The 24,031-nt window shown below is 69.9% G+C and carries 24 protein-coding genes; 12 read left to right on the forward strand and 12 right to left on the reverse strand.

Annotated features, from left to right (window positions below):
- Positions 1–343, forward strand: a 343-nt coding sequence (locus I5G_RS13735) for a hypothetical protein (protein WP_204365568.1), incomplete at its 5' end; no start/stop codon positions are given.
- A 266-nt stretch (positions 344–609) separates the two neighbouring features.
- Here the strand turns inward: I5G_RS13735 and I5G_RS22550 are convergent.
- From I5G_RS22550 to I5G_RS13755, 3 genes are all read right to left on the reverse strand, one after another.
- Positions 610–2,022 carry a hypothetical protein gene (locus tag I5G_RS22550; protein ID WP_022879571.1) on the reverse strand — a complete coding sequence of 471 codons (1,413 nt, stop codon included), beginning with the start codon at positions 2,020–2,022 and terminating at the stop codon, positions 610–612.
- Positions 2,023–3,653: 1,631 nt separating this feature from the next.
- Positions 3,654–4,727, reverse strand: coding sequence for a redox-regulated ATPase YchF (ychF, locus tag I5G_RS13750; RefSeq protein ID WP_022879573.1), 1,074 nt, complete (start codon positions 4,725–4,727; stop codon positions 3,654–3,656).
- Between the two features lie 39 nt (positions 4,728–4,766).
- The gene (locus I5G_RS13755; protein WP_022879574.1) at positions 4,767–5,516 is read right to left on the reverse strand and encodes a class I SAM-dependent methyltransferase; all 750 of its coding nucleotides are present in this window, start codon (positions 5,514–5,516) and stop codon (positions 4,767–4,769) included.
- 172 nt (positions 5,517–5,688) lie between these two features.
- Between I5G_RS13755 and I5G_RS13760 the strand changes: the two genes are divergently transcribed.
- Together I5G_RS13760 and I5G_RS13765 are read left to right on the forward strand one after the other, a co-directional pair.
- The gene (locus I5G_RS13760; protein ID WP_022879575.1) at positions 5,689–6,285 is read left to right on the forward strand and encodes a 3'-5' exonuclease; all 597 of its coding nucleotides are present in this window, start codon (positions 5,689–5,691) and stop codon (positions 6,283–6,285) included.
- Between the two features lie 73 nt (positions 6,286–6,358).
- On the forward strand, positions 6,359–7,660 hold the full coding sequence (locus I5G_RS13765; RefSeq protein WP_022879576.1) for a DNA recombination protein RmuC: 1,302 nt from the start codon (positions 6,359–6,361) through the stop codon (positions 7,658–7,660).
- Positions 7,661–7,670: 10 nt separating this feature from the next.
- On the opposite strand, the gene I5G_RS13770 is transcribed toward I5G_RS13765, so the two are convergent.
- Both I5G_RS13770 and glpX read right to left on the reverse strand, forming a co-directional pair.
- On the reverse strand, positions 7,671–7,880 hold the full coding sequence (locus I5G_RS13770; protein ID WP_022879577.1) for a hypothetical protein: 210 nt from the start codon (positions 7,878–7,880) through the stop codon (positions 7,671–7,673).
- Positions 7,881–8,278: 398 nt separating this feature from the next.
- Positions 8,279–9,268, reverse strand: coding sequence for a class II fructose-bisphosphatase (glpX, locus tag I5G_RS13775; RefSeq protein WP_026095934.1), 990 nt, complete (start codon positions 9,266–9,268; stop codon positions 8,279–8,281).
- Positions 9,269–9,447: 179 nt separating this feature from the next.
- Here glpX and fbaA point away from each other — a divergent pair, with 179 nt between their 5' ends.
- On the forward strand, positions 9,448–10,476 hold the full coding sequence (gene fbaA, locus I5G_RS13780) for a class II fructose-bisphosphate aldolase (protein ID WP_022879579.1): 1,029 nt from the start codon (positions 9,448–9,450) through the stop codon (positions 10,474–10,476).
- 192 nt (positions 10,477–10,668) lie between these two features.
- Here fbaA and I5G_RS13785 read toward each other — a convergent pair whose 3' ends face one another.
- From I5G_RS13785 to I5G_RS13805, 5 genes are read right to left on the reverse strand one after another with little or no spacing between them, the layout of a single operon-like run.
- The gene (locus tag I5G_RS13785) at positions 10,669–11,214 is read right to left on the reverse strand and encodes an MOSC domain-containing protein (protein WP_022879580.1); all 546 of its coding nucleotides are present in this window, start codon (positions 11,212–11,214) and stop codon (positions 10,669–10,671) included.
- Positions 11,215–11,223: 9 nt separating this feature from the next.
- A complete protein-coding gene (locus I5G_RS22555; RefSeq protein WP_022879581.1) occupies positions 11,224–11,934 on the reverse strand; it encodes an anti-sigma factor in 711 nt (236 codons plus the stop codon).
- Complete coding sequence (locus I5G_RS13795; protein WP_022879582.1) at positions 11,931–12,434, reverse strand: sigma-70 family RNA polymerase sigma factor; 504 nt, start codon at positions 12,432–12,434, stop codon at positions 11,931–11,933. Before I5G_RS13795 ends, I5G_RS22555 begins: the two co-directional genes overlap by 4 nt.
- A 54-nt stretch (positions 12,435–12,488) precedes the next feature.
- On the reverse strand, positions 12,489–13,031 hold the full coding sequence (locus tag I5G_RS13800) for a DUF6264 family protein (RefSeq protein ID WP_022879583.1): 543 nt from the start codon (positions 13,029–13,031) through the stop codon (positions 12,489–12,491).
- Positions 13,028–14,089 carry a 4-hydroxy-3-methylbut-2-enyl diphosphate reductase gene (locus I5G_RS13805; RefSeq protein WP_022879584.1) on the reverse strand — a complete coding sequence of 354 codons (1,062 nt, stop codon included), beginning with the start codon at positions 14,087–14,089 and terminating at the stop codon, positions 13,028–13,030. Before I5G_RS13805 ends, I5G_RS13800 begins: the two co-directional genes overlap by 4 nt.
- Before the next feature lie 67 nt (positions 14,090–14,156).
- Here I5G_RS13805 and xseA point away from each other — a divergent pair, with 67 nt between their 5' ends.
- From xseA to I5G_RS13840, 7 genes are read left to right on the forward strand one after another with little or no spacing between them, the layout of a single operon-like run.
- Positions 14,157–15,470, forward strand: a complete 1,314-nt coding sequence (gene xseA, locus I5G_RS13810; RefSeq protein WP_022879585.1) for an exodeoxyribonuclease VII large subunit — start codon at positions 14,157–14,159, stop codon at positions 15,468–15,470.
- 1 nt (position 15,471) lies between these two features.
- Complete coding sequence (locus I5G_RS13815) at positions 15,472–15,711, forward strand: exodeoxyribonuclease VII small subunit (RefSeq protein WP_036328293.1); 240 nt, start codon at positions 15,472–15,474, stop codon at positions 15,709–15,711.
- On the forward strand, positions 15,711–16,343 hold the full coding sequence (locus I5G_RS13820; protein WP_022879587.1) for a DUF4245 family protein: 633 nt from the start codon (positions 15,711–15,713) through the stop codon (positions 16,341–16,343). The genes I5G_RS13815 and I5G_RS13820 overlap by 1 nt, the downstream gene beginning before the upstream one ends.
- 35 nt (positions 16,344–16,378) lie before the next feature.
- A complete protein-coding gene (locus tag I5G_RS13825) occupies positions 16,379–16,999 on the forward strand; it encodes a carbonic anhydrase (RefSeq protein ID WP_148286501.1) in 621 nt (206 codons plus the stop codon).
- A 34-nt stretch (positions 17,000–17,033) separates the two neighbouring features.
- The gene (locus tag I5G_RS13830) at positions 17,034–18,428 is read left to right on the forward strand and encodes an aspartate ammonia-lyase (RefSeq protein ID WP_022879589.1); all 1,395 of its coding nucleotides are present in this window, start codon (positions 17,034–17,036) and stop codon (positions 18,426–18,428) included.
- Between the two features lie 38 nt (positions 18,429–18,466).
- On the forward strand, positions 18,467–19,882 hold the full coding sequence (locus I5G_RS22560) for a HAMP domain-containing sensor histidine kinase (protein ID WP_026095935.1): 1,416 nt from the start codon (positions 18,467–18,469) through the stop codon (positions 19,880–19,882).
- Entirely contained in the window at positions 19,879–20,535 is a 657-nt protein-coding gene (locus tag I5G_RS13840) for a response regulator transcription factor (RefSeq protein ID WP_022879591.1), read from the forward strand. The genes I5G_RS22560 and I5G_RS13840 overlap by 4 nt, the downstream gene beginning before the upstream one ends.
- Positions 20,536–20,828: 293 nt before the next feature.
- On the opposite strand, the gene I5G_RS13845 is transcribed toward I5G_RS13840, so the two are convergent.
- Positions 20,829–22,115, reverse strand: a complete 1,287-nt coding sequence (locus tag I5G_RS13845) for a PhoH family protein (RefSeq protein WP_148286502.1) — start codon at positions 22,113–22,115, stop codon at positions 20,829–20,831.
- Between the two features lie 267 nt (positions 22,116–22,382).
- Positions 22,383–23,165: an isoprenyl transferase gene (locus I5G_RS13850; RefSeq protein WP_022879593.1), complete on the reverse strand. Its 783-nt coding sequence runs from the start codon at positions 23,163–23,165 to the stop codon at positions 22,383–22,385.
- 155 nt (positions 23,166–23,320) lie between these two features.
- Between I5G_RS13850 and I5G_RS13855 the strand changes: the two genes are divergently transcribed.
- A complete protein-coding gene (locus I5G_RS13855) occupies positions 23,321–24,013 on the forward strand; it encodes a hemolysin III family protein (RefSeq protein WP_022879594.1) in 693 nt (230 codons plus the stop codon).
- The last annotated feature ends 18 nt before the right edge of the window (positions 24,014–24,031 follow it).

Below are 24,031 nucleotides of genomic sequence, written 5' to 3' on the forward strand. Positions count from 1 at the left end.
CGACTCCAGCAGACGATCGGAAATGCCGGGGCTCCAGCTGAACCTGCCGAACGATGGGTCCGCGAACGGTAGCCGGGTCTCCGTGTCCGCGGCGACGGTTGCCGGGCACCCGGTCCGAACGACGCAGGGCATCGGTGTGGGCTCCACGCGCGCGGAGGCACTCGCCGCCGGCGCCGTCGACGGCTTCGACTCCACGGAGCTCCGCCTCGACGTCCGCGATGCGCCTGGAACGAACTCGCTGCAGCGGCCGGGTGAGGTCGGCCGCCAGTTCATCTCACTGATCCTCGAAGGCGACACCGTCGTCTCGATGCACCTCCCGGCGGACGACTTCTCCGACCTCTAGAGTCCGTTCTCGGTGCTCATCGCCGGGCCCGTCGTCGGAGTCCTGGTCGCCCTTCCACGTGTACCGGAGCGCCCGCGGCGCCTCCACGTCGAGCACCTCGCAGTACACCACGCCGGCCCATCCAATGGTCGGCTTCCCCGCGGAGCGGAATCGCGTCCCCGTCACGGCGGCAAACCCCTCCGGCCGGCCGCCTGGCCCGTGGTGGTCCACTGCGGCACCATCTCGGGATCGGTGAGCACCGTGTTGTCGGTGCCACGCGGGGAGTTCTACTTCGCAGTGACGGCTACCGTGACGGCCGCCTTTGCCGTTCCCTTCGCGTAGCCCGTCGTCGACGCTGTCACGGTCACGCCCATGCGCTTCCCGAGATCCGCGGTCGTGAGCACATAGGTCGTCTTCGTGGCCCCGCTGATGACGCTGCCGTCGCGAGTCCACTGGTACGTGTAGGTCAGGTTGCTCATCGACCAGCTACCGCGCGTTGCGGTGAGAGTCTGACCGACCACGGTCTTCCCGGTGATGACGGGAGATGCGGTGGCCGTCGGAGCAGCGCCCGCTGCCACCGCCGCGGTGGGAAGACTCGTGGCGGCTCCATCTGCTGCCCCCGCCGCAGACGCGGTCACCGTGACGATGATCTTCGCGCCGTAGTCACCGGGGGCGAGGACGTAGGACTTGGCGGATCCGAGCACGGTGGCGGAGCCCTCACGCGTCCACTTGTACGCGAACGTCAGATTCGTTCGACTCCAACCCCCGGGGTCGGCTGTCAGAGTCCGACCGACGGCTGCTGTCCCCGAGATGGTCGGCGCCGTCGTTGCGGTGGGTGGGGCATCCAGAACGATTCCGCTTGCCGCCGTCGTTGCGGTCGCCTTGTTGTATCCCAACCGCGAGGCTGTCACCTGGGCGGTGAGGCGGTGCCCCTTGTCTGCTGCGACGACGCTGTGAGTGGAACTGACAGCTCCGGAGATGACGACGCCGTCGCGATACCAGGCATAGGTGAACGTGAGGCCGGTCGTGTTCCACGTACCGGTCGTCACCTTCATCGACTGGCCGACTTGCGCGACTCCGGTGAGGGTCGGAGGTGACGTCACGAGCGCGCGGGGACCTACCGAGATCACCGCGCTCGCGAGCGACGTGGCAAAGGCGTCAGCATAAGCGGCCGACGTCGCGTTGACCCGGACGGAGAGCTTCTGTCCGAGCAACGATCCATCCACCGTGTACGTCGACTGCGTCGCACCGGCGATGGACTTGCCATTCGCAAACCACTGGTAGGTGAAGGTAAGTCCCTTCGCACTCCACGTGCCGCTCGACACCGACAGCGTTGCGCCCACCTGAGCCGTCCCCGTGATCACGGGTCGTTCGGTGTTGGTCGGCGCGGCTGCCTTGATCGTCGTCGCGGTAGTCGAAGAGACGGCCGAACCCGGCGCGTAACCGGGCGTCGTCGCCGTCACCCGAACGCTCAGCTTCTTGCCCACGTCCGCCGCCGAGACCGGGTGCGACGGCGAGACCTCACCGGCGATCTCCTTGCCGTCTGCGAGCCACTGATAGGTGAAGGTGAGCCCTGATCGGTCCCAGGTGCCCGAGGTCGCGACGAGGATTCGGCCGACCTGTGCGGTGCCGTCGATCCGGGGCAGCACGGTGTTGACCGCCGGAAGGCCGGCGAGCACCGTCACTTCTTCGGTGCTCACGGTCGCCGGCTGGTACCCCGTTCTCGTCAATCGCGTCTGAACGAGATAACGGTGTCCGTAGTCGGTGGCGGACAACGTCCGAGTGGTGTCGCAGGTGCCCGACGGGCCATCGGCCACACCGTCTCTGAACCAGGTGCAGGTAAAGGTCTGGTAGTCGGGAAGGTTCCAATTCCCTGGGTCGATCTTTCAGCGTGTTACCCACCCGCGGGGGCCCCGGAGATCGAGGGCGGGGTCACCGGCACGGGCGCCCGGGCCGGGCTGCACCGTCCCCGTCGGCGCGCTGACCGACGGCGAGGAGGGTTCACGCTCTTCGCCGTACACGGGAAGCACCGAGACCGTGAATGACCTGACNCACGGCGAGCGGGGTGACCAGCTTTCTGCCATTGGTCGATGTACCGATGTACTTGGTTCCGGCGAACCAGCGATAGGTGAAGCTCGTGGGAGATTCCGACCACGTCCCCGGGGTCGAAGTGAGGTACTGACCGACCACCGGATCCCCGGAGATGACGGGTGGGGCCGATGCGACGTAGCGGGGTTGGGCCGTCGGCTCACACTTCAGCACGGTCGTGTAGTCACCGTAGCCGGGAGCCGAAATGGTGAGGTCGAGCTTCAGCTCGCGGTAGATCCAGCCGAACTCCTGCTGCGAGGAGACGGGCACCACCACCGACTGCCCCTCCCCCACGACCTTCGTCCAGCTCGAGTCGCTGCCCTGCGTGTGTCCGTAAGTGGACCACCGGTATGTCGCCGAGACGGCGACGGGCCACTCACCCGGATCGACGGTGAGTGTCCTCCCGTACTGGCAGATTCCCTGCAAGGAGGGGTCTTTCGTCGGAACGAGACCCGCCGTGAGTTGCACGTTCTTCACCACGGACGCCGGATAACTGTTCGCCAGATCGACGGTCGACGCGGCCAGCGGAGGCGACGCAGATGTCGGCGGCTGGAAGATCAGGCGAATGTCGACATCGCTCTTCAGCGCGACACTGTAGAAGCCCGCCGAATCAGTGACTGTCGTCGCGTACGTTACGTACTGCTCGCATTCCGAGAACCGACATCTCGACTGAGCCGTGACGGTCGTTCCCGGTACCGCGGCCCCGGATGAGCTGGTGACCGTTCCGGATACGGTCGGAATGTCGTCCGCTTGTGCGGCTGGCGCGACTCCAAGGGCAGAGAAGACCACGAGCATCGCCACGACGAGCCCCCTCTTCAGCCGACTCCTCTGTGTCACGACGCTCCCCCGATCCGATCCCACCGCACTCATTGCTACGAAGACTGCTCGAGCGCACCCGAATCCGATTCCTGCGACCACGGTGACGGTCGGCGACGAGTTTTCCCCGTCAGGTCCAGGTGCGCCGGAAACTCATCGACGAGAATGATGCAGCCCCCGCAGCTTTGCTCCCTGATGCCACCGTAGCTTCATGACGGTCGATGCCGCGACGAATCCCATGAAAGTCAGTCCGATGAGACGGAGTCGCCGCCACGCATCGCCCCATCCGACTTCGGCCCACGCCGCGTCTCGTTCAGCGCCATGGAGGAACTCGACGCGGAGCGTCAGCTACGGGGCGTACGCGTGGGGGAACACGTGATCGGGACTCCACCGGGGTCACCACGGCATGCCGTTCCCTCCTCCCCGGTCAGTTGTTGAAGCGGAACTCCACGACGTCGCCGTCCTGCATGACGTAGTCCTTGCCCTCGAGTCGCGCCTTGCCCTTCGCGCGGGCCTCGGCGACCGAGCCGAGCTCGACGAGGTCCGCGAAGGAGATGACCTCGGCCTTGATGAAGCCCTTCTCGAAGTCGGTGTGGATGACCCCGGCCGCCTGCGGCGCTTTGGCGCCCTTCGGGATCGTCCAGGCGCGCGCTTCCTTCGGGCCCGCCGTGAGATACGTCTGCAGCCCGAGGGTGTCGAAGCCGACGCGGGCGAGCTGGTCGAGACCCGACTCGTCCTGACCCGTGGATGCCAGCAGCTCGGCGGCATCCTCCGGGTCGAGGTCGATCAGCTCGGACTCGATCTTGGCATCCAGGAAGACCGCCTTCGCGGGCGCGACGAGCGCGGCGAGCTCGTCCTTGCGGGCCTGGTCGGTGAGCACGGACTCGTCGACGTGAAAGACGAAGATGAACGCTTTCGCCGTGAGGAGACCCAGCTCGCGGATAGGCGACAGGTCGAGACCGGATGCCGAGAGCAGCTGCCCGCGCTGGAGCGCGTCCTGCGCGGCCTTGGCGGCCTCGAGCACCGAGGGGTCGAGCTTCTTGCCCTGATTCTCCTTCTCGTAGCGCGGGATCGCCTTCTCGATCGTCTGGAGATCGGCGAGCTGGAGCTCGGCGTTGATCGTCTCCATGTCGCTCGCGGGGTTCACCTGCCCGTCGACGTGGACCACATCGTCGTCGGCGAATCCGCGGACGACCTGGGCGATGGCATCCGCTTCCCGGATGTTCGCGAGGAACTGGTTGCCGAGGCCCTCGCCCTCGCTCGCGCCGCGCACGATGCCGGCGATGTCGACGAACGACACGACCGCAGGGACGAGGCGCTCGCTGCCGAAGACGTCGGCGAGCTGCTGCAGGCGCGCATCGGGAAGGTTCACGACCCCGACGTTCGGCTCGATCGTCGCGAACGGGTAGTTCGCTGCGAGCACGTCGTTCTTGGTCAGGGCGTTGAAGAGGGTCGACTTTCCGACGTTGGGAAGGCCGACGATTCCGATGGTAAGAGCCACGGGAGTCCAGGTTACCCGGCCCGCGCCGCGCCCACGGCGTCAGGGGCGGCGCGCGCGGAACGCGTGGGTCACGTAGGGCAGGTCGACCGCTCCCCCGTCGGCGAGATCGGGAATGGATGCCACGACCCCGTCGACGGCGGCATCGATGCGGGCGCGATCCTCGGGGCTCGCCGTGATGACGTCGCTCCGCGAGAACACCAGGTCGCGCAACTGCGGGAGCGTGATGGAGCGGCTCCACGTCCAGGAGCGGTGCTCGAGGTCGCCGAGCGGGTCCGCGACGCGGGGCCCCGTGGTGGCCAACAGCACCTCGGCGTTCGATCCGCCCATCGCCGCGGTCAACCGCCGCACCCACTCGACCCGGTCGTCGCGGATGTTCCAGATCAGGCCGAGCACTCCGCCGCTGCGCAGCACGCGTCCGATCTCACGGGAACCGGCGTCCGGGTCGACCCAGTGCCACGCCTGGCCCATGACCACCGCGTCGAGAGCCGAGTCCGGGAGCGGCAGGCCCTCGGCGGTGCCGGCGAACGTCGGGACCCCGCGGACGTTCTCGCGCAGCGACGCCAGCATCGTGGCATCCGGGTCGATCGCCACGACATCGGCGCCGAGCTCGACGACGGCGCGGGTGAGCTTCCCCGTGCCGGCACCCACATCGGCGACGCGAAGGGCCCGGCCGGGCTCGCGGACCGGCGCGAGCAGCCACGCCACGGCCTCGGTGGGATACCCGGGTCGCCCCGATTCGTAGGCCGCGGCCGCCTGCCCGAACGACGTCGACTTCTCGCGTTCCGTCATACTCCGAGCCTATGCCGGGTGCTCAGGCCCGGCCGTGCCGCGGAGTCCGTGCCCGCCACGCCGACTCCGGGTGCCACGGCACGGCGAGTCCGCGACGAACTCCGCCGGACGGCCCGGGTGAAACGCGGCGCGCCTCACCCGCCGCGCACCGGTCGCGACGCAGGGTGGAGACGTGGCTCTGGATTTCACCGCGATCGACTTCGAGACGGCGAATTCCAGCGGTGCGTCCGCGTGCGCGGTGGGTCTCGCCCGGGTGCGCGACGGCCGGGTCGTCGCGACCGCCGCCTGGCTCATCAAGCCGCCGGCGGGTCACGACACTTTCGCCCCGATCAACGTCGGTATCCACGGCATCCGTCCGATCGACGTCCGGAACGCGCCGGACTGGAGCACGCAGCTCGCCCGTCTGACCGCGTTCGCCGGGGCCGACGTCCTCGTGGCGCACAACGCCGGGTTCGACATGTCGGTACTGCGACGGGCGTGCGCCGTGACGGGCGACGAGTGTCCGCCGTACCGCTATCTCTGCAGCGTGCAGATGTCGCGCAAGACCTACACGCTCGACTCCTACCGCCTCCCGCTCGTGGCGGCCGAGGCGGGCTGCTCCCCCTTCGCGCATCACGACGCGCTCGCGGACGCCGTGGCGTGCGCCGAGATCACGATCGACTGCGCCCGCCGCGCCGGCGCCGACGACGTCCACGCGCTCGCGGCGCACCTGGGCGTGCGCGTGTCGCAGATCGCCGCCGCGCCGCGGATCGAACGCGCCGTCGCCTGATCCCGCCGCGCTTCGGGGCGTTGCTCCCGCCGCGCTTCCGGGCGATGTCGGAGCCCTTCGGCACACTGAGCACATGGATGCCATCGCCCTGATCCTCGCGATCCTCGCCCTCGCCCTGGGCGCCGCCGCCGGCTGGTTCCTCGGCACCGCCCGAGCGACCTCGCGGGCCGCCGCCGAGCGCGTCGACCTGACCGCGCAGGTCGCCGCCGCCGACGCCGCGCGCGCCGGACTGCAGGCGCAGCTCGCGCATCAGAGCGCGCTGTACCGCGACCTCGTGGGTCAGACGCGCGCGGATCAGGCGGCACGGGAAGAACGTGAGCGCCGGGAGCAGACGGTGCTCCGCGCCCTCGACCCCGTGCGCGAGACGCTCGACGCGATGCAGCGCAAGGTCGACGGCCTGGAGCGCGAGCGCGTCGAGCAGTACTCCGCGCTCGGCGAGCAGCTGCGGCTCTCGCGCGAGGCCGACGAAGCGCTCCGCGCGACGACCGAGGCCCTGGCCTCCGCGATGCGTTCCGGCAGTACCCGCGGAGTGTGGGGCGAGACGCAACTGCGACGCGTCGTCGAGGCCGCAGGACTCACGCGGTACGTCGACTTCGACCTGCAGTCCTCGATCGCCTCCGACGCCGGCGCGGGTCGGCCCGACATGGTCGTGCGGCTGCCCGGTGGCAAGGCGTTGGCGGTGGATGCCAAGGTCCCCCTCGACGCGTACCTCCAGGCCAGCGCGATCCCGGTGACCGCCACGGGCGAGGAGGGTGCACGCCGCTCCGCCCTGATGACGAGGCATACGAAGGCCGTGCGCGCCCACGTCGACGCGCTCGCGCGGAAGACCTACTGGGCCGGCCTGTCGAGCAGCCCCGAGTTCGTGATCTGCTTCCTCCCGAGCGAGTCACTCTTGTCCGCCGCTCTCGACGACGACCCGACGCTCCTCGAGTACGCCTTCACCCGACGCGTGGCGCTCGCCTCGCCCGTGAACCTTTGGGCCGTCCTGAAGACCGTGGCGTTCACCTGGACGCAGCAGGACGTGTCCGATGAGGCCCGCACGCTGTTCGCGCTCGGAACCGAGCTGTACGACCGCATCGGGGTGCTCGCCGGGCACGCGGGCGACCTGCGGCGCGCACTGGAGCGCGCGGTCGACAGTTACAACAAGTTCGCGGGGTCGCTCGAGTCGCGCGTGCTCGTCACGGCGCGGAAGTTCCCCGGGGTCGATGAGACGAAGCTCGATGCGGTGGCGGCCCCGGCCGTCCTCGAAGCGGCACCGCGACGGTGGACCGCGCCCGAGTTGCTCGACGAGTCAGGTGCAGAGGATCCGCGTGCGATCACGCAGGCCGACCTGGGTGGCATCCGCGCTCGGGCGGGTCTGCCTCAGGACGAGTGAGGGGTGGCGCTCAAGAACCGCCGGGAACCCAGCTGAGCAGGCTCACCACGGCGGCGGAGACACCCACGAAAGCGCCGACCATCCACCACGCGCTGATCTCGTGGCCCTCGTCGAGGCGCTTGCGGAGCAGGACGTCGGGACGCCGCGCGGGGTCGACGGCGCTGGCGATCACCGCCTGGGCACCCGTCTGAGGTGCGGTGGAGTTCGTCGGAGCTGCCATGAAACGATCCCCCTTCGGGTCTCGGAAGAACACAGCGTCGCCGTTGACACTGCAGATGATTCTGCCAGAGGGCGTCCGCCGCGGGAGTCACGCTTGCGCAACGACACGCCCGGCTGTATCTGCGAGTGCCGCCGAACGCGGCGCGCCGCGCACGGGCTCGCGTCGGTCACGGGCTCGCGCCGGCTGCGGCCGCCCTTCGCGTAGGGGCTCGCGCCGGCTGCGGCTGCGCTTCGCGTAGGGGCTCGCGCCGGCTGCGGCTGCGCTTCGCGTAGGGGCTCGCGCCGGCTGCGGGCTCACGCCCGAGCCGGTCCGCGAGACTGCACGCCGCTGACAACTCGGCGACATGCTGCAACCGAGATGTCGGCCCAATGCAATCTCGGCGCCAGCGACCCCTCGCGTCAGAGCCACTTCGACGTCAGGTGCTCCGACGAGATGCGGCGGAGCGTGCCCGACGCCCCACGCAACACGACGCTCTCGGTGTAGATGAAGTCGCCGTCGCGTCGAACACCCTGCACCAGCTGACCGTCGGTCACACCCGTGGCGACGAAGATAGTGTTCTTGCCCTTCACGAGGTCGTCCGCCTCGTAGACCTCGCCGTCGACCTTCAGGCCGGCGTCGCGGCCCTTCTCCCTCTCCGCGTCGTCGCGCGGCGCGAGCACACCCTGGATGTGGCCGCCCAGCGCCTTGATGGCGCACGCGGTGACGATGCCCTCGGGGCTGCCGCCGATCCCGACGCACATGTCGGTGCGCGCGTTGTGGCGGGCGGCGTTGATGCCGCCGGCGACATCGCCGTCGCTCATGAGACGGGTGCCGGCACCGGCCTCACGGATGTCGGCGATGAGCTGCTCGTGACGCGGACGGTTCAGCACCGACACGACGATCTCGTCCACGGGCTTGCCGAGCGCCTTGGCCAGCAGGCGGATGTTCTCGCCGATGGGGAGGCGGATGTCGACCACGCCGACACCGGCCGGTCCGGTCACGAGCTTGTCCATGTAGAACACGCTCGAGGCATCCAGCATCGATCCGTGGTCGGAGACCGCGATGACCGAGAGGGCGTTCTGTCGCCCGGCCGCCGTGAGCGAGGTGCCGTCGATGGGGTCGACCGCCACGTCGCACTGAGGGCCCTTGCCGTTGCCCACCCGCTCGCCGTTGTACAGCATCGGGGCGTTGTCCTTCTCGCCCTCGCCGATGACGATCGTGCCGTCGAAGTTGACGGTGCTGAAGAAGGCGCGCATCGCGTCGACGGCGGCACCGTCGGCGGCTTCCTTGGCACCACGACCGATGAACGGAACAGCGCGGATCGCGGCGGCTTCGGTCGCCCTCACCAGCTCGAGAGCCAGGTTCCGATCGGGATGCAGAGGACTCATGTCGGACGTCAGGCTCACCATGCTGCCCACTGTAATCAGCGCGTCGGCGACAATCCCCGGATTTGGCGCGCTCGGGAACGAAGGAATCGCGTTTCTTAACAGAACAGGAGAACGGCCCCGTTCCTTGCGGTGACGACCCGTCATGATCGTGCGCCTTCGCTAGAGTGACGGTGTCCCAGTCACGACCAAGGAGCACCTCCATGCCCGTCGCCACCCCTGAGCAGTACGCCGACATGCTCGACCGCGCCAAGGCCGGTAGCTTCGCCTACCCCGCGATCAACGTCTCGAGCTCGCAGACCATCAACGCCGTGCTCCAGGGCCTGACCGAGGCCGGCTCCGACGGCATCCTCCAGGTCACCACCGGTGGCGCCGACTACTTCGCCGGTCACACCGTCAAGGCCCGCGCGACCGGCGCGCTCGCGTTCGCCAAGTACGTGACCGAGGTCGCGAAGAACTACCCCATCACGGTCGCGCTGCACACCGACCACTGCCCGAAGGACGCGCTCCCCGGCTTCGTGCTCCCCCTCCTCGAGGCATCCGAGGAAGAGGTCAAGGCCGGCCGCAACCCGATCTTCCAGTCGCACATGTGGGACGGTTCCGCCGTGCCGCTCGACGAGAACATCGACATCGCCGCCGAGCTGCTCCCCCGCCTGAAGAACATCAACGCGATCCTCGAGATCGAGGTCGGCGTGGTCGGCGGCGAAGAGGACGGCGTCGCGCACGAGGGCTCCAACGAGGCGCTGTACACCACCGTCGCCGATGTCACGAAGGCCGTCGAGCGTCTCGGCCTCGGCGAGAACGGCCGCTACATCTCGGCCCTCACCTTCGGCAACGTGCACGGCGTGTACAAGCCCGGCGGCGTGAAGCTCCGCCCCGAGCTGCTCGGTGAGATCCAGGAGGGCATCGCCGCCAAGTTCGGCACCGGCCCCAAGCCGCTCGACCTCGTCTTCCACGGCGGCAGCGGCTCGACCGACGCCGAGATCGCGCTGGCCGTCTCGAACGGCGTCGTGAAGATGAACATCGACACCGACACGCAGTACGCCTTCACCCGCTCGATCGCGGGCTACATGTTCTCCAACTACGACGGCGTCCTGAAGGTGGACGGCGAGGTCGGCAACAAGAAGCAGTACGACCCGCGCGCGTGGGGCAAGGTCGCCGAGTCGGCGATGGCGGTCCGCGTCGTCGAGGCGACGAAGCAGCTCGGCTCCTTCGGCAAGTCCCAGGGCTGATCCCCGCCACGAACGCCCCGGCTCCGGCCGGGGCGTTCGTGCGTTCCGGACCGCCAGGGTCACGGCATCCGCCGGTCTTCCTCACGCCGAGACGGCATCCTGCTGACATCCCGCGCGCATCCTGCGGCCGGGATGTCAGCAGCGTGCAGTCTCGCGGCCAGACGCGACCGCAGGACGCGCCGAGCCACCGCCCTACGACCGGTACATCTCCAGAACCGTGGGGGCGCCGGGCGGGGACGACACCACCTCGACGACGTCACCGGCGCGCACATCGCCGGCGCGACGCACGCGGAGGTATGCGCCGAGGCGACCCTCGTCCGAGAACCGCTTCACCCAGCCGCGGGACGCCGCGCCGCCGACCCAGCGCGCGAACGTCGCGCACGGGGTCCGGGGCATGGTCACCTCGAGCCGCACGGTCTCGCCGATCCGCCACACCTCGCCGATCCGTGCCGCGTTGACGTCGATGCCGTCCAGCCGCAGGTTCTCGCCGAACCATCCGGGCGCCAGCTCGCGCCCGAGCTCCCGCGACCAGAAGTCCGCGTCATTCTGGGCGTAGGCGTAGACCGCCTTGTCGGGACCGCCGTGATGCTTGCGGCTCGCCTGGACGTCCGCGCGGACGCCCAGCGGACCGATCCGCACCGCCCCGTCGAGGGCGCGCTTGTCGATGGCGGTGACCCCGACGGATCCGGAGTCCGGACGCAGGGCGTGGACGGCGCAGACGGCGAGGAGGCTCGGCATCCGTCGATGCTACGGGCTGCCGAAGTCCCGGCGCATCACGACGCGGTCGCCGTCGGCGGTGCGGATCTCGATGGAGTCGATCCGGGATGCCGACACGTCCGTGCCCGCGCTCAGCTCGGTCGTCGATCCGGGGCCGGCGCGCCACGTCGAGAGCATCGTGGTCGCCCCGGAGTCGTCGGTGACGGCAAGGGCGTACGGCCAGCCGCCGGGCGGGGCGTCCAGCACCTCCCCGGTGTAGCTGCACACGAGGTCGATGCGCGTGCCCCACTCGACGGGGGTGAGCTTCACGGATGCCTCGAGCGGGGCGCCCGCGACGTCGTCGAGGGCGTACACGGTGCCCGTGCCGTCGGTCGGGGTGCTGGTGAGCGCCACGACGCTCGGAACCGCGATCAGGACGAGAGCCGCGGCGACCGCACCCGCCCACAGCGCGACCGTCCGGCGTCGGCGGCGGCGCGCCGTGCGGACCACCCGTCCGCGCAAAGCGGGGTCGGGAGCACGGGGCGCCGCGCGCAGGGCAGGATCCCCGCCGTCGATCGCGCGGGCCCGCTCGGGCGACAGTCGCGACAGGAGCCCGGCGGTGGGGGCGAGTTCCGCGACGGCGGTACGGCACAGGCCGCACTCGTCGAGGTGCCGCTCGTACTCGCCGCGGTCCGCGGCCGACAGTGCGCCCAGCACGTACGCGCCGTCCCAGGTGACGAACCGCTCGTGTTCGGAGGTCATCGCGTCACGCCCCTCTCCTGCAGCGCGAGGCGGAGCGCACGCACGGCGTAGTGCAGCCGCGACTTGACGGTTCCGGCGGGAATGCCGAGCTCCTCTGCCGCCTGCGCGACACTGCGACCGCCGTAGTACGCCGAGACGATGACCGCCCGGTGGTCGGGAGTGAGGGTCGCGAGCGCCTCCTCGACGAGCAGCGCGTCGAACATGGCATCCGTGTCGTCTCCGGCCGCGGTCTCGGGAAGCTCGTCGACGGGCTGCTCGTGGCGACGACGCGCGCTGCGGGCGTCGTCGATGACGATGTTACGGGCGACGGTGAACATCCAGGAGCGCAGGCGCGAGGGGTCGTCCGCCATGACGCGCGGCGTGCGCCACGCGCGCAGCAGCGTCTCCTGCACGACGTCGTCCGCACCGGCGTGGTCACCCGTGAGACTGACCACGTAGCGCCAGACGGGGGCGGCGTGCGCGTCGTACAGCGCGGTCAGCTGCGCGTGATCGTCTCGCATCGCCGGCTCCCTCCTGTCGTCCTCAGGAGAACACGGGATGCCGGGCCCCGAGGTTCATTTCAGGAGGCCGCCGGTGAGAGAAGAGAAGTACGCGGGATCGGAGGTGAGGGCGATCGTGATGCACACGCTCGCCACCACCGTCGTGGCGACGAACCCGACGAGCGGCACCCAGAACGCGATGCGGCCGCGCCGAAGACGCCGCCATGTCAGCCACGCGGTGAGCAGGTAGCCGACGCCGTAGGCGACGGAGGCGATCGCACCCCAGACGTACCCGGCGTTCAGGGCCGTGTACGTGGCCTGGACGCCGAGGAGCTGGGCGGCCCGCTCGGCGTAGCCGGGGAAATCCAGCAGCTGGATGATCGTCGACACCACGGTGATGAAGCCGTAGATCAGGAGACCGAACGTGACGAATCGGTCCGCGAGCGGACCGGGCTTCGGGGCTGCCGCGGGAGCCGCAGCGACCGAGGGCTCGGGGGCCGGTGCCACTCCCGCCTCGAGCGACTCCGTCACTTCGGGACGTCGGATCCGCGCACGCTGCTCCTCGGGAGTCGCGTATTCGCCGTACTGCGGCCGCGGTCGTTCGTCGCCGTCGGTCATGCGCGGCCCCGGCCGCCCAGCGCACGCTGGTCGCGCTTGCCCGAGGCATCCTGGCGCAGTTCCTTGGGGAGCGAGAACATGAGGTCCTCCTCGGCCGTGCGCACTTCCTCGACATCGCGGTAGCCCGCACCCGCGAGCTCCTGCAGCACCTCGGTGACGAGCACCTCGGGCACGGACGCGCCGCTCGTGACACCTACGGTCTCGACGCCCTCGAGCCATTCCTGACGCACCTCGTCGACGTAGTCGACGCGGTACGCGGCCTTGGCCCCGTGCTCGAGCGCGACCTCGACGAGCCGCACGCTGTTCGAGGAGTTGGCGGAGCCCACGACGATCACGAGGTCGGCGTCGCGCGCGACCTTCTTGATCGCGACCTGGCGGTTCTGGGTCGCGTAGCAGATGTCGTCGGACGGCGGATCCTGCAGCTCGGGGAAGCGCAGTCGCAGACGACGGACGGTCTCCATCGTCTCGTCGACGGAAAGAGTGGTCTGCGAGAGCCACACCACCTTCGACGGGTCGCGAACCTCGACGGTGTCGGCGTGCTCTGGAGAGTTGACGACCGTGACGTGCTCGGGAGCCTCTCCCGCGGTGCCCTCGACCTCTTCGTGTCCCTCGTGGCCGATGAGCAGGATCTCGAAGTCGTCGCGGGCGAAGCGCACAGCCTCGCGGTGCACCTTGGTCACGAGCGGGCAGGTCGCGTCGATCGCCTGCAGGTGCCGATCGGATGCCGCCGACACCACGGCCGGCGAGACCCCGTGCGCGCTGAACACGACGTGCGAGCCCTCGGGTACCTCGTCGACCTCGTCGACGAAGATCGCGCCCTTCTTCTCGAGCTCGGTGACGACGTGGATGTTGTGCACGATCTGCTTGCGCACGTACACCGGCGCGCCGTAGCGCTCGAGCGCCTTCTCGACGGCGATGACCGCGCGGTCCACGCCCGCGCAGTAGCCGCGGGGCGCCGCCAACAGCACCTTCTTCTGTCCGTGGACGGGGATATCCTGGAGCCGCCCGCGTCGACCCGGGATCCGGGGAACGGGCAGGTGGACGGCAGGTGTGCTCACCCCTCGATTCTACCGGGGCGCCCCTGGACGACGGCCGAACCGCCCATCACCGACCCCCTGAGAGAGCATGACCTCCTTCCGACCCGAAGCCGTCGAGGGCCAGGCGCCCCCGGCCGACTCCGTCCACCCGCGCGACTCGAAGAACGAGGCGCCCACGTCGGTGTCGCGCCTGAACGACACCATCCGCGGGTTCATCGAGCGGTGGGGCTCGGTGTGGGTCGAGGGCGAGATCACGTCATTCAACCGCCGCGGGGGCAACGTCTTCGGGCGTCTGAAAGACCTCGGCAGCGAGTCGACGGTCGCCTTCCGCATCTGGTCGAGCACGCTCGCGCGGCTCCCGAAGGACTTCGAGGTCGGCGACCACGTCGTGGCGTGCGTCAAGGCCGACTACTTCCCGCGCACCGGCGACTTCTCGTTCGCCGTGTCGGCGATGCGGCACGTGGGCCTCGGCGAGCAGCTCGAACGGCTCGAGCGCCTGCGCGCGCAGTTGCGCTCCGAGGGGCTGTTCGACCCCGCGCGCAAGAAGAAGCTGCCCTTCCTCCCCCACTGCATCGGCCTGATCACGGGCGAGAACTCGGATGCCGAGAAGGACGTGTACCGCAACGCCGAGCTGCGCTGGCCACAGGTGCGCTTCCGCACGCGCTACGCGGCCGTGCAGGGAGACCGGTGCGTCCCCGAGACCCTCGCCGCACTGAAGGCGCTGGATGCCGACCCCGAGGTCGACGTCATCGTGATCGCGCGCGGCGGCGGGGACCCGCAGACGCTGCTCGGCTTCAGCGACGAGCGACTGGTACGCGCGGTGGCCGCGGCATCCACTCCGATCGTGAGCGCGATCGGGCACGAGAACGACCGGCCCCTCCTCGACGACGTCGCCGACGTGCGCGCCTCCACGCCGACGGACGCCGCCAAGCGCGTCGTTCCGGACGTGAGCGAGCAGCGCGCCCTGGTCGCGCAGCTGCGGGCGCGCCTCACGAACCGGCTCACCCAGCGCGTGCTGCACGACATCGCGCAGCTCGAACAGCTGCGCTCCCGGCCGGTGCTGCGCACGCCGCACTCGATGCTCACCGCCCGGGCGCAGGACATCTGGATGCTCGCGACCCGCGGGCGCGACGTCGTCGACCGCCGCCTGCAGAGCGAGGAACGGCGCACGCGCGAGCTGCGGGCGTCGCTCCGGGCGCTCTCGCCCGAGGCGACACTGGCGCGCGGCTACGCCATCGCGCAGGTCGAGGGCGGCGGAATCGTGCGGGACGCGGCGCAGGCGCCGGCGGGAACCCGGGTGGTCGTGACCGTGGCCGAGGGCGCCTTCGGCTCCTCCTCCACAGGCCCGATCGGCGAGGCGGACTCCCCCGACGACGGCGGCCCGGCCGACGGGCGAGCCTAAGATGGATGCCATGACCGCGACGCCTTCCGGCCCCTCCGCCGACGTGGCATCCCTGTCGTTCGAGCAGGCGCGCGACGAGCTGGTGCGCGTGGTCGCCGAACTCGAGCAGGGCGCTCCGACGCTGGAGGAGTCCCTCGCGCTGTGGGAACGCGGCGAACAGCTGTCGGCCCGCTGCGAGGAGTGGCTGCTGGGTGCGAAGCGGCGGCTGGATGCCGCGCGCGGCGAGGGCGAGGAGTCCTGATGGCCCGCGTCGTCGCCGAGCTCGGCCGTCCCGAGACGCCGGAGGAGACCGCCGCCCGCAAGGCCGAATCCTCGCGGCGGTACCGCTCGAGCAAGACCTTCCGCAACCTCATCGCCGCGCTGCTCGTCACCGTCGGTGTGGTGCTGGTCGTGATCGCGGCCGTGCCCCGCGGCGAACCCGCCCCGCGCCCCCAGCCCGACGTCGCAGCCCTCGCCGCCGACCTGTCGAAGGACATCGGCCGCCCCGCCCTGTCGCCGTCGCTCCCCGACGGCTGGCGCGTCAATCAGGCCACGACCGAAGGCCAGGGTGGCACCGAGGCGTGGACGATGGTGTACGTCCGCTCCGGCGAGTCCGGCTTCGTGCGGGTCGCGCAGGGACTCGACACGGGCGAGGAATGGGTGGCGCAGATCCTCGGCGGGGCGCGCAGCACCGAGACCCTCGCGATCGACGGCATCGACTGGAACGTCTACCGCCCCAGCGACCCAGAACGTGCGGGGAACATCACGTACGCGCTGTCGACCCCGGCCGGCCCCGACCAGGTGCTGATCTACGGAGACGCCAGCCCCGAAACGACCGCGATCGCCGCGGCATCCGTCACCGCCCAGGTTCGAGAACTGAGAGAGACCCCGTGAGCGATGCCCTGACCCCCCAGGCCGTGTGGACCCAGATGCTCGAAGGGAACCGGCGCTTCGTCTCGGGCGATCCGGCGCACCCCCGGCAGGACGTCGAACGTCGCGCCGAGCTGGCCAACTCGCAGCACCCCACGGCCGCGCTGTTCGGCTGCTCCGACTCGCGCCTGGCCGCCGAGATCATCTTCGACCAGGGCCTGGGCGACCTCTTCGTCGTCCGCAACGCCGGCCAGGTCATCTCCGACTCCGTGATCGGCAGCCTCGAGTACGCCGTCGGCGTCCTCGGCGTGCCCCTCATCGTCGTGCTCGCCCACGACGCGTGCGGTGCGGTCGGCGCCGCGATCGACAGCACCGCCGTCGACGCCCCCAACCTGCCGCCGTACATCTGGCGCCAGATCGCGCCGATCGTGCCGGCCGTGCGCCGCGTGATCCGCGAAGAGGCCGCCGCCGGCCGACCGACCGACCACGTGGATGCCGAGCTCGTGGGCCGCGAGCACCTGCGCCACACCGTCGCCGACCTCCTCCGCGCTTCCGAGCTCATCGCCGAAGCCGTGGCCGAGGGCCGGGTGGCGGTCGTGGGAGCCAACTACCGACTCGCCGACGGGGAAGCCGTCCCCGTCGTGAGCGTGGGCGACGTCGACGACGCCCACGCCGCCTGACACCACACGACAAACGATCTGGAGGAACGACGACGTGACCGACATCGAGTACCGCATCGAACACGACACCATGGGTGAGGTGCGGGTGCCCAAGGACGCCCTCTACGCCGCGCAGACACAACGCGCGGTGGAGAACTTCCCGATCTCGGGTTCGGGGCTGGAGTCGATGCAGATCGCCGCGCTCGCCCGCATCAAGAAGGCCGCCGCCCTCGCGAACAAGGAGCTCGGCACGCTCGACCCCCGCATCGCCGACGCGATCGCCCAGGCCGCCGACGAGGTCATCACGGGCGCCTACGACGCGCACTTCCCGGTCGACACGTACCAGACCGGCAGCGGAACCTCGTCGAACATGAACATGAACGAGGTCCTCGCGACCCTCGCGACCCGGATCCTCGGCGACACGGTCCACCCGAACGACCACGTGAACGCCTCGCAGTCCTCGAACGACGTCTTCCCGACCTCGGTCCACATCGCCGTGACCCAGGCCCTCATCGACGACCTCATCCCGGCGCTCGACCACCTCGCGGTGGCGCTCGAGGCGAAGGCCGAGGCGTGGAAGGGCATCGTCAAGTCGGGTCGCACCCACCTGATGGATGCCACGCCCGTGACGCTCGGCCAGGAGTTCGGCGGATACGCGCGCCAGATGCGTCTCGGCATCGAGCGCGTGCGCGCCACCCTCCCCCGCGTCGGCGAGGTGCCGCTCGGCGGCACGGCCGTCGGCACCGGCATCAACACCCCGCTCGGCTTTCCGCAGAAGGTCATCGAGCTGCTCGCGGCCGAGACCGAGCTGCCCATCACCGAGGCCAAGGACCACTTCGAGGCCCAGGCCAACCGCGACGGGCTCGTCGAGGCCTCCGGTGCGTTGCGCACGATCGCGGTGTCGCTGACGAAGATCAACAACGACATCCGTTGGATGGGTTCAGGCCCTAACACCGGCCTCGGCGAGATCCACATCCCCGACCTGCAGCCGGGCTCCTCGATCATGCCGGGCAAGGTCAACCCCGTCGTCCCTGAGGCGACCCTCATGGTGTGCGCGCGGGTCATCGGCAACGACGCCACCGTCGCGTGGGCCGGCGCATCCGGCTCCTTCGAGCTCAACGTGGCGATCCCCGTCATGGGCACCGCGCTGCTGGAGTCGATCCGCCTGCTCTCGAACGCCATGCGGGTGCTGGCCGACAAGACCATCGACGGCCTCGAGGCCAACGTCGCCCGCGCCGAGGCCTTCGCGGGCATGTCGCCCTCGATCGTGACGCCGCTGAACAAGGTCATCGGCTACGAGGCCGCGGCGAAGATCGCGAAGCACTCCGTCGCCAAGGGCATCACGGTCCGCGAGGCCGTCGTCGACCTCGGCTACGTCGAGCGCGGCGAGATCACCGAAGAGGTGCTCGACGCCAAGCTCGACCTGCTGTCGATGACCCACCCGGGCTGAACCCCCGCAACGACGCCGAGGACCGCCATAATCGGAGGATGACCCCCCGCTCGAGACCCGTCTCGGCGCGCGTGCGGCTCCTCGCGGCGATCCTCGGCGTCGTGCTGCTCGGGCTCATCCTTGCCGGTGGCGTGACGTTCTTCGTTCAGAGCACGCGCGTCATCGCGAACGCCGAGCGGCAACTGGACGGATTCGTCTCGACGGTGTCGGTCAGCAGTCAGGATCCGGCCGACCTGGTCGCCGCGGCCGTACCGGGGCGCACCGACGGCACCCTCGCACTCAACGACACCACCGTGCTCGCGACCACTCCGGCTCCGCCCGGGCTGGCCCTCGCCGGCGATACCGCGTTCCTCACCGACCTCCGTACGGCGTTGGATCGCGGCGAGACGCGCGGGCGCCTGTCGTCGGCCGCCGGTCCCGTGCTCTTCGCGGCCGTCCGCGACGACGACTCCACGATCGTCCAGGCCATCTCCATCGACCAGCGCATGGAGCTCGTCACGCTCTCGACGACCACGTACGCGATCGCCGGCGCGGCGGTGCTGCTCGCGGTCGGAGTGGCCGGCTGGTTCGTCACGGGTCGGCTGTTCTCGCCGCTCCGAAAACTCCGCGACACCACCGACGCGATCACGATCGCCGACCTCGGCACCCGCGTGTCCGCCGACGGCAACGACGAGATCGCCGACCTGACCGCCTCGGTGAACTCGATGCTCGACCGGCTCGCGATGTCGGTCGAGCAGCAGCGCCAGCTTCTCGACGACGTGCGCCACGAGCTGAAGACGCCGATCACGATCGTCCGCGGGCATCTCGAGACGATGAACCCGGCCGACCCGGACGACGTCGTCGAGACGCGCGACCTCGGCATCGCCGAGCTGGACAGGCTCTCGCGACTGGTCGACGACATCGACGCCCTGGCGGACGTGGAGAGCGGCTCGCTCTCGTCCGGGGTCATCGACGTCGGCGCTCTCACCGATCGCGTCGGCGAGCTGGTCGCCGCCATCCCGGAGCACACCTGGACCGTCGAGGCCCGCGGACGCGGGACGTTCGTCGGCGATCACGACCGGCTCGTGCAGGCGTGGCTGCAGCTGGCCGACAACGCCGCGAAGTACACCCCCGCCGGGAGCCCGATCGAGATCGGCAGTTCCACCGACGGCACGGTCGCGAACCTCTGGGTGCGCGACCACGGGCCCGGCATCCCTCCCGCCGCGCGCCATCGGGTGTTCCGGCGGTTCGATCGCGTCTCGACGCGTCGGGGAGTCGACGGGTCCGGCCTGGGACTCTCCATCGTGGATGCCATCGCCAAGGCGCACGAGGGAACCTGCAGCGTCACCGACACCCCCGGCGGCGGCGCGACCGTGACACTGCACATCCCCCTGGGCGGCACGCACGCCCCGACCGATCTCCCCACGCCGGTCCGCGCCGGCGATGTCGTCCTGCAGAGAGAGGCCACCGGATGACCCGCATCCTCATCGCCGAAGACGAGGAGCGCATCTCCGCGTTCGTGGCGAAGGGTCTCGAGGNCCGCGGCTATCAGACCCTCATCGTCGACGACGGGGCCGAAGCGCTCGACACGGCCCTGTCGGGGGAGGTGGACCTCGTGCTGCTGGACGTGGGGCTCCCGACCATGGACGGCTTCGAGGTCCTGCGGAGTCTGCGCGGGCAGGGCTCCCCCATTCCGGTCATCATGCTGACTGCCCGGACGAGCACGCGGGACACGGTCGACGGGCTGGACTCGGGCGCCAACGACTACGTCGCCAAACCGTTCAAGTTCGACGAGCTCCTCGCCCGCGTGCGCTCGCGTCTCCGCGAGCCCACACCCTTGGGAAGCATCACGATCGCCCACGGCGACGTGTCGCTCGACGTCCTCACCCGCCGCGCCACGGTCGGCGGACGCGAGGTCGACCTGAGCGCGCGCGAGTTCGCTCTCACCGAGGAGTTCCTGCGTCACGCGGGTCAGGTGCTCAGCCGTGAGCAGCTGCTGAGTCGTGTGTGGGGCCTGGATTTCGACCCGGGGTCCAACGTCGTCGATGTCTACGTGCGCTACTTGCGCGCGAAGTTCGGGGCGGCCCGCATCGTGACGGTCCGCGGCGCGGGTTACCGCTGGCAATAGGCGCCGAAAACCCAAAAACCCCCGGTGGGGGGAACCGGGGGAAATGGGGAGATGATCCGCGGCGGTCTTCCGACGTACCCGAAACGTCGGTGACCTGCTCGGCGAACCGATCTCTTTTCATTTATCAGGGGGAACCGCCGGTGGCGGCGGCAAAGTTTCCCTCGCCGTTGAGACCACTTTGGTTGCTCCCCGTGAGAATCCCGAGAGCTGCAGATGAGAAACCTCTCATCTGCACGGCACGGGACAGAGAAGGGGCCGGGATGCCTGGCATCCCGGCCCCTTCTTGGCTCTGGTCAGGACAGCTCGCCGGCCTCTAGCAGCTCGGTCACGAGCGCGGCGATCGCCGAGCGCTCGGAGCGCGTGAGCGTGACGTGCCCGAAGAGCGCGTGGCCCTTCAGCGTCTCGATCACCGAGGCGACACCGTCGTGGCGGCCGACGCGCAGGTTGTCGCGCTGACCGACATCGTGGGTGAGCACCACGCGGGAGTTCTGCCCGATGCGGCTGAGCACGGTGAGGAGCACGTTGCGCTCGAGCGACTGCGCCTCGTCGACGATCACGAACGCGTCGTGCAGGGAGCGTCCGCGGATGTGGGTGAGCGGGAGCACCTCGAGCAGACCGCGCGCGAGCACCTCCTCGAGGACGTTGCCCGAGACGACCGAGCCGAGGGTGTCGAACACCGCCTGGCCCCACGGGTTCATCTTCTCCGCCTGGTCGCCGGGGAGGTAGCCCAGCTCCTGCCCGCCGACGGCGAACAGCGGACGGAAGACGATGATCTTCTTCTGCTGCTGCCGCTCCAGCACCGCCTCGAGCGCCGCGCACAGCGCCAGGGCCGACTTGCCGGTGCCGGCACGCCCGCCGAGCGAGACGATGCCCACCTCCGGATCGAGCAGCAGGTCGAGGGCGATGCGCTGCTCGGCCGAGCGGCCGTGCAGACCGAACGCGTCGCGGTCTCCGCGCACGAGGCGGAACTCCCCGTCGCCGGTGACGCGCCCGAGGGCCGAGCCGCGCTCGGAGTGGATGATGAGGCCGGTGTTGACGGGCAGCCCGCGGACGTCGTCGCTCGAGGCGACCTCGGCCTCGTACAGGTCGCTGAGTTCGTCGCCGGAGACGTCGAGGGAGGCGATACCGGTCCAGCCCGAGTCCATCGCCTGCTCGGCGAGGTACTCCTCCGCGGTCAGGCCGAGGGACGCGGCCTTGACACGCATCGGGAGGTCCTTCGACACGACCGTGACCTCGACGCCGCCGCGGGCGATGTTCATCGCCACCGCGAGGATGCGGCTGTCGTTGTCGCCGAGGCGCATACCCGACGGGAGCACCGAGGGGTCGGTGTTGTTCAGCTCGACCCGCAGCGTCCCGTCGGTGCCGACCGGCACCGGGAAGTCGAGGCGACCGTGCTCGATGCGCAGTTCGTCGAGATGGCGCAGCGCCTGCCGTGCGAAGTAGCCGATCTCCGGATCGTGGCGTTTGCCCTCGAGTTCGGTGATCACCACGACCGGGATCACGACCGAATGCTCGGCGAAGCGGAAGAACGCCCGCGGATCGCTCAACAGAACGGAGGTGTCCAGAACGTACGTGCGCAGAGCCTGATCGGCTGAGGCATCCGGTTCCGAAACACTGCTGTCGACGACGTTCCGCTGGTCGTACGGTGCTCGTGCAGTCACAACCCACTCCCGACCCGGGTGTCTCACCCGGCTGTCACGAGTCGACCTGTGGGTCACGAGTCGCGATCCGAAGGCCGACTCGATCGGGCTCCGTGCCCGATGACCTCACCGTAAGGCCTCGCGAGCCCCGCCGGGGTCGCGAACACGCCCGGAAAAATGACGACTGCGTTAACGCTCGTGTCGCGGCTACTGACCGAACCGGCGATCGCGCGCGGCGAAGTCGCGGATGGCGCGCAGGAAGTCCACCTCGCGCAGATCCGGCCCCAGCGCCTCGACGAAATAGAACTCCGAGTGCGCCGACTGCCACAGCAGGAAGTCGCTCAGGCGCTGCTCCCCCGACGTGCGGATGACGAGATCCGGGTCGGCCTGGCCGCCCGTGTACAGGTGCTCGCCGATCTGCTCCGGCGTGAGGCTCGCCGCGAGCTCCTCGAGCGTTCCCCCGCGCTCGTCGTGCTTCGCGATGATGCTGCGCACGGCATCCACGATCTCACTGCGGCCGCCGTACCCGACGGCGAGGTTGACGTGCAGCCCGGTGTGCGAACGCGTGCGCTCGGTGACCTCGTGCAGCACCTCCGCGAGAGCGGGCGGCAGCTCCTCGGAACGCCCCACGTGCTGCACGCGCCAGTCGGGCTCGTGCGACAGCTCACGGGCGAGTTCCGCGATGATGTCGATGAGGTCTTCGAGCTCCCGTGGATCGCGCTTGCGGAGGTTGTCGTTCGACAGCAGGTACAGCGACACGACCCGGATGCCGAGATCGTCGCACCACCGCAGGAACTCGTGCATCTTCGCGGCTCCAGCGCGGTGGCCGTGTGCGGCGCTGTCGAAGCCGAGCTGACGCGCCCACCGGCGGTTGCCGTCGATCATCATCGCGACGTGGTGCGGCACGGTGGTCGGCATCTGGCGACGGAGGCGCTGAATGTACAGCCGGTAGAGGGGACCCCGTCCCTCGTTCCTCCACACGCGCGCCACCCGCCTACGCTATCGCGTCGCGGCGCCCGCGTCCGGCGCCGTGGGGCGCGTCGCTGGGCGTCTGCCCACAGAACGCTGTCCATGTACGGGGTCCGGTATGGGGCCCGTCGTACCCTCGAAGGGTGACATCCACCGCCCCGACAGACGGACCCGAGATGCCCCAGCTTCCGCTCCTGGAAGCGGGGGCCGTCGGCGCGCAGGCCGATCTCAAGCCGACGTGGCGCGGCTGGATCCACGCCGGCACGTTCCCGGTGGCGATCGCCGCGGGGATCGTCCTGATCACGCTCGCGCACGGTGGCCCCGCGAAGTGGGCGTCGGCGGTCTTCACGGCCACCTCGATGCTCCTGTTCGGCAACTCGGCGCTGTACCACCGCTTCAACTGGAAGCCGAAGACCAGGGCGGTCCTCAAGCGCATCGACCACGCGAACATCCTGCTGCTCATCGCCGGCACCTATACGCCTCTCGCGGTGCTGGCCCTTCCGACGCCGAAGACGGTGTTGCTCCTGTCGATCGTCTGGGGCGGCGCGATTCTCGGCATCCTGTTCCGCGTCTTCTGGATCAACGCACCCCGATGGCTCTACGTCGCGCTGTATCTGGCGCTCGGGTGGGCGGCGGTGATGTACATCGTCGACCTGCTGGACGCCAACGTCGCGATGATGGTGCTCGTCGTGGTCGGCGGCGTGCTGTACACGATCGGTGCGGTCGTGTACGCGCTCAAGCGCCCGAATCCGTGGCCAGGCCACTTCGGCTTCCACGAGATCTTCCACGTGTGCACCGTGCTGGCGTTCCTGTGCCACTGGACCGCGTGCCTGCTGATCGCCCTCGCCCCGGCGTATCACGGGGGCTAGTCGAACGATGCCGCATCC

Source organism: Microbacterium sp. B19 (genome assembly GCF_000333395.1).
GTDB lineage: Bacteria > Actinomycetota > Actinomycetes > Actinomycetales > Microbacteriaceae > Microbacterium.

What these genes read in the sequence shown, in the direction of transcription:
- fbaA (WP_022879579.1), top strand. Translation starts at nt 9,448, where the DNA reads ATGCCCGTCGCCACCCCTGAGCAGTACGCCGACATGCTCGACCGCGCC.
- glpX (WP_026095934.1), bottom strand. Translation starts at nt 9,268, where the DNA reads ATGGTGAGCCTGACGTCCGACATGAGTCCTCTGCATCCCGATCGGAAC.
- I5G_RS13820 (WP_022879587.1), top strand. Translation starts at nt 15,711, where the DNA reads ATGGCCCGCGTCGTCGCCGAGCTCGGCCGTCCCGAGACGCCGGAGGAG.
- I5G_RS13795 (WP_022879582.1), bottom strand. Translation starts at nt 12,434, where the DNA reads ATGCGAGACGATCACGCGCAGCTGACCGCGCTGTACGACGCGCACGCC.
- I5G_RS22560 (WP_026095935.1), top strand. Translation starts at nt 18,467, where the DNA reads ATGACCCCCCGCTCGAGACCCGTCTCGGCGCGCGTGCGGCTCCTCGCG.
- I5G_RS13855 (WP_022879594.1), top strand. Translation starts at nt 23,321, where the DNA reads ATGCCCCAGCTTCCGCTCCTGGAAGCGGGGGCCGTCGGCGCGCAGGCC.
- I5G_RS22555 (WP_022879581.1), bottom strand. Translation starts at nt 11,934, where the DNA reads ATGACCTCCGAACACGAGCGGTTCGTCACCTGGGACGGCGCGTACGTG.
- I5G_RS13825 (WP_148286501.1), top strand. Translation starts at nt 16,379, where the DNA reads ATGCTCGAAGGGAACCGGCGCTTCGTCTCGGGCGATCCGGCGCACCCC.
- I5G_RS13765 (WP_022879576.1), top strand. Translation starts at nt 6,359, where the DNA reads ATGGATGCCATCGCCCTGATCCTCGCGATCCTCGCCCTCGCCCTGGGC.
- I5G_RS13755 (WP_022879574.1), bottom strand. Translation starts at nt 5,516, where the DNA reads ATGACGGAACGCGAGAAGTCGACGTCGTTCGGGCAGGCGGCCGCGGCC.
- I5G_RS13815 (WP_036328293.1), top strand. Translation starts at nt 15,472, where the DNA reads ATGGATGCCATGACCGCGACGCCTTCCGGCCCCTCCGCCGACGTGGCA.
- I5G_RS13785 (WP_022879580.1), bottom strand. Translation starts at nt 11,214, where the DNA reads ATGCCGAGCCTCCTCGCCGTCTGCGCCGTCCACGCCCTGCGTCCGGAC.
- xseA (WP_022879585.1), top strand. Translation starts at nt 14,157, where the DNA reads ATGACCTCCTTCCGACCCGAAGCCGTCGAGGGCCAGGCGCCCCCGGCC.
- I5G_RS13770 (WP_022879577.1), bottom strand. Translation starts at nt 7,880, where the DNA reads ATGGCAGCTCCGACGAACTCCACCGCACCTCAGACGGGTGCCCAGGCG.
- I5G_RS13800 (WP_022879583.1), bottom strand. Translation starts at nt 13,031, where the DNA reads ATGACCGACGGCGACGAACGACCGCGGCCGCAGTACGGCGAATACGCG.